The organism is Adlercreutzia sp. ZJ242, from assembly GCF_011038995.1.
Lineage (GTDB): Bacteria > Actinomycetota > Coriobacteriia > Coriobacteriales > Eggerthellaceae > CAAEEV01.
The window spans coordinates 1-4126 of sequence record NZ_JAAKEE010000082.1; the positions used below are offsets into that span (position 1 = coordinate 1).

The 4126-nt window shown below is 62.8% G+C and carries 3 protein-coding genes and 1 rRNA gene; 3 read left to right on the forward strand and 1 reads right to left on the reverse strand.

The window, feature by feature from the left end; all coding sequences use genetic code 11:
* The first annotated feature begins 125 nt into the window (after positions 1-125).
* Positions 126-240 (forward strand): 5S ribosomal RNA (gene rrf, locus G7Y49_RS11715).
* A gap of 287 nt (positions 241-527) precedes the next feature.
* Here the strand turns inward: rrf and G7Y49_RS11720 are convergent.
* Positions 528-1622 (reverse strand): LCP family protein, encoded by a 1095-nt coding sequence (locus tag G7Y49_RS11720; protein WP_165174031.1) that lies wholly within the window; start codon positions 1620-1622, stop codon positions 528-530.
* A 257-nt stretch (positions 1623-1879) separates the two neighbouring features.
* On the opposite strand from G7Y49_RS11720, the gene G7Y49_RS11725 reads away from it, so the two are divergent.
* Together G7Y49_RS11725 and G7Y49_RS11730 are read left to right on the forward strand one after the other, a co-directional pair.
* Entirely contained in the window at positions 1880-3715 is a 1836-nt protein-coding gene (locus G7Y49_RS11725) for a nucleoside-diphosphate sugar epimerase/dehydratase (RefSeq protein ID WP_165174027.1), read from the forward strand.
* A gap of 18 nt (positions 3716-3733) precedes the next feature.
* Positions 3734-4126: hypothetical protein (locus G7Y49_RS11730; RefSeq protein ID WP_165174029.1), on the forward strand; the 393-nt coding region annotated here is incomplete at its 3' end.

Here is a 4126-nt window from a genome sequence, read left to right on the forward strand (position 1 = left end):
TCTTCATGGCAACTTCCCGTCAGCGCACGCCGCGATCCGCGAACGTGCCGCGCGCATGCAGGCGCCAGGGCCCCCGAGGGCCGCTGGCGAGCCTTATATTACAGGCTCGTGGGAGCACCTCCCATGAGCGGAACCATGGAGCGGGGGATCACCCGATCCCATTCCGAACTCGGAAGTTAAGCCCCGCGTCGCCGAGAGTACTGCAGCGCCAGGCTGCGGGAGGCCAGGGAGTTCCGCTCATGAGGGGTGCTTTCGTATTTGCTGGGGGCCTGCGGGTCTCTTCTTTTTCGGGATTGTGATCCCTCTTCGCATCACGGGGGCCTTCGGGCCCCCTTTCCGTTTTGGACTGCGGGCCCTCTCTTCGCATTGCGGGGCCCTGCGGGGAGGTTCCGCAAGGACGCTCCCCGCATTTTCTCGCTCCGTGGGGCCTCCGGGCCCCTTCGTTGCGTTCGGGAGAGGAATTCTTCGGGCGTCTTTCGATTGAGGGGAGAGACCCCTTGATCCCCTTCAAACGCGCAATGAAACGCTTAGACGGTCTCCTCGAGGGCAGCTTCGTCGGAAGGCGCTTCGGCGCTGGGGTCTTCTCCAGCCTCTACGACGGCCATCATCTCCTTGGTGGCCTCGGCGTCGTTGATGACGTATGAGATCCCGTCGATCGTCTGAGTCCATGATGGGACCATGTCGGAGTAGATCGTGAGGCCGCCATCGCTCTTGAACTGCTGGGCAAGCGCGATGATGTCCGTGATGGACAGGTTGGTGGTGACGCAGTCAGACGCTTTCTCGATGATGCCGGGCAAGCTCGTGATAGGCGCGGAGAGCACCTTGTCCACGATGGCTTCGATGAGCTTGCGCTGGTTGGCTGTGCGCGTGAAATCACCGTCGACATACGCGCGACTGCGAGCGAACACGAGCGCTTCCTCGCCGCCAAGGTGCTGGAAGCCCTCCTGCAAGACGATATGCCGCCCCGATTCCGGACGGTCGGCGTCAGGGTCGTCGATAAGCTCTTCGACCTCGACGTCGACGCCGCCGACAGCGTCGACGAGATCCACCAGCTTGCCGAAGTTCACCTCGGCGTAATACGCTATGTCGACGCCAAGCAGCTTCTTGGCTTCTGATATGACGCCCGCTGCTCCCTCGAAGTTGTAGATGGCGTTGAACTTGCTCGTGCCGTATCCGGCAAGTTCGATCTTCGTGTCGCGCGGGATGGAGACCATGGTGACCTGATCATTCGAGGGGTCAACGCGCACGAGGATGTTGGTGTCGGAGCGCGCGCCCATCTCGTCGCTGTTCTCGCGCATGTCGGATCCGATGAGCATCATGTAGAACGGCTTGTCGAAGCTGCTCGTGGGACGTAGGACGTCGTCGATGGCGATGATCTCATCAGAGGTCTTCGTTCCTTGCTTGAGCTTGGTGTTCACTGAGTTCAGGTAGACGGCGAACGCAGAGGCGCTGCCGAGGGCGACGACCAGCACGGCTGCGAGGACGCAGAGGGCGATCTTCTTGCCTCGCCCCGTTCGCTTTTGGGCGGCATGCGAGTATCCGGGGTTCTTGCGGGAGTACTGCGCACCGCCTTTGCCGCCTGCGCCTCCAGCGGAGTTGGCGACGGATCTGCGCCCGCCCATGGACGTTGGGCCAAAGGGGCCTTTGGTGCGATCGGCTTGACTGCTCGGCTTGCTGCGCTGTGCCACGAATGCTCCTCTTCCAATACTTGGCGCTCTTCGGAGGCGGGTGCGTTCGTGATGTGTGCCCTCGTTTAACTGCATCATTCTAGCACTACTTTAATATCTGCTAAAGAAGTGTGGGTGCGAGTGGCGCTAATTCAATTGGAGTACAATAATATGTCGGTTTGAGAAAACGACTGCGTTCGGCAAGGAGCTCTATGGACATTCGCACGGCGGGAAGGATGGGCGTTCTTCTTTTTGCTGACGTGGCTTCCACTTACGTCGCCTATTGGCTCGCATCCCTTCTGACGAACGTGTACGACGAGGTGTTCGTCAACACGGAGATATTCTTCATCCTGGGCATCCTCGCGTTGATCAACGTGGGCGTCTTGGCGGGCTTTCGCCTGTACAACAACCTCTGGGAGTACGCCGGCATCGACGAGCTCCTCCAGATCGTGTTGTCGATGTTCGTGTCCACGCTTCTGGGCGCAGTGTTTCTGTGGCTCGCGGACGTGCGCCTTCCCATCAGGGTGTTCGTGAGCTCGGGTATCCTTCTGGTGCTCTTCGTCGGCGGCGTGCGCATGCTGTGGCGCATCGTCAAGAGCAAGAAGCGCCAGCTGCGGCCCGCGTCAGGAGAAAGTCCGCGTACGCTCATCGTGGGCGCGGGCGAGACGGGCGCGCTGACCATCGGCCGCATGCTCTCGAAGGATCCGAACATGCCGGGCGTGCCGGTGGCTGCCACCGATGACGACCCGTCGAAGAGGAACAAGCGCATCCACGGCGTCAAGGTCGTCGGGTCGACCGACGACATCCCCGAGCTGGCAAAGCGGTACGACGTGAGCCAGATCGTGGTGGCCATCCCCTCCGCCACGGCTGCCGAGCGCAAGAAGATCTACTCCATCTGCACGTCCACCGAGTGCACGCTGCGCACGCTCCCCAACATCCGCGACATCGACGTCGAGGACCTGGGCGTGGTGGCGTTTCGCGACGTCGACGTGACGGACCTCCTCGGGCGCGACGAGATCGTGCTCGACACGCGCACGGCGGCAACGTACGTCACGGGCAACACGATGCTGGTGACGGGTGGCGGCGGCTCAATCGGAAGCGAGCTCTGCCGCCAGCTGGCGAAGGTCGGCCCTGCGCGCGTCGTGGTGTTCGACATCTACGAGAACGACGCGTACATGCTGCGCAACGAGCTGCTCGCCGAGCACCCCGAGCTCGACGTTGAGGTCGAGATCGGCAGCGTGTGCGACGAGGCGCGCGTCGAGGAGGTGTTCGCCCGCTACGCGCCGTCGGCGGTGTTCCACGCGGCAGCGCACAAGCACGTGCCGCTCATGGAGGCGTGCCCGCGCGAGGCGATCAGCAACAACGTGTTCGGCACGTTGAACGTGGTGCGCGCGGCTGACGCGCACGGGGTGGCGCGCTTCATCTTCATCTCGACTGACAAGGCCGTGAACCCCACGAGCGTCATGGGCGCCACCAAGCGCATGGGCGAGATGATCATGCAGCACTACGCGCACACGTCGAAGACGGTGTTCACGGCGGTGCGCTTCGGCAACGTGCTCGGCTCGAACGGCAGCGTGATCCCCCTGTTCAAGCGGCAGATCGCGCAGGGCGGTCCCGTGACGGTGACGCATCCTGACATCGAGCGGTACTTCATGACCATCCCCGAGGCGACGCGCCTGGTCATCCAGGCGGGCGGCATGGCGCGCGGCGGTGAGATCTTCATCCTCGACATGGGCGAGCCGGTGAAGATCCTCGACTTGGCGCGCAACCTGATCCGCCTGTCGGGCCTGAAGCTCGGCGAGGACATCGAGATCGAGTTCACGGGCCTGCGTGACGGCGAGAAGATGTACGAGGAGCTGCTGATGGACGAGGAGGACACGCTCCCCACGGGCAGCTCGTCCATCATGGTGTCGGTCGGCCAGGAGATCAGCTACGACGAGGTGGCCGCCAAGCTCGAGGAGCTGAGGGCCGTCATCGCGTCCACGGACGAGGAAGCCATCCGCGTGTTGGAAAGCGCCGTGCCGACGTACCATTTCACGCGCGGGTAGCTGGTAAATGACCATGAGATGGACAATGTGGTTTCGAAGAGGAGAAAGGGAAGAGATTTGAAGAGAGGCAAGAAGGCAATGAGGCTCTTGCTGGCAGGCGTCGTTGCATCGATGCTTTTGTGCCCAGGAGTGGCTTTTGCTACTGTCGAAGAAGACCAATCACCCCTTTCCGAGGCCGAGATAGAGGCCGCCATTGCCGAAGGCGCCGTTGACACGGCTGCTGAAGACCCAATTCCTGCAGCGACTTTTTCCAGTCGTGCCCGTTCTGCCGGCACGGCCTTCCTCACCTACGCCGGCGCCACCATGTTCGAGACCGCCGTCGCGGAGGCGCGCGCGGCCTACCCGGGCGGCTGCGAGTCGGCCATCATAGTGGGGCCGGGCGACGCGTGGGTGGACGCCCTGTCGGTGGCC

Excerpts from the sequence above, each read along its gene's own strand:
- G7Y49_RS11720 (WP_165174031.1), bottom strand. The coding sequence starts at position 1,622 with ATGGGCGGGCGCAGATCCGTCGCCAACTCCGCTGGAGGCGCAGGCGGC.
- G7Y49_RS11725 (WP_165174027.1), top strand. The coding sequence starts at position 1,880 with ATGGACATTCGCACGGCGGGAAGGATGGGCGTTCTTCTTTTTGCTGAC.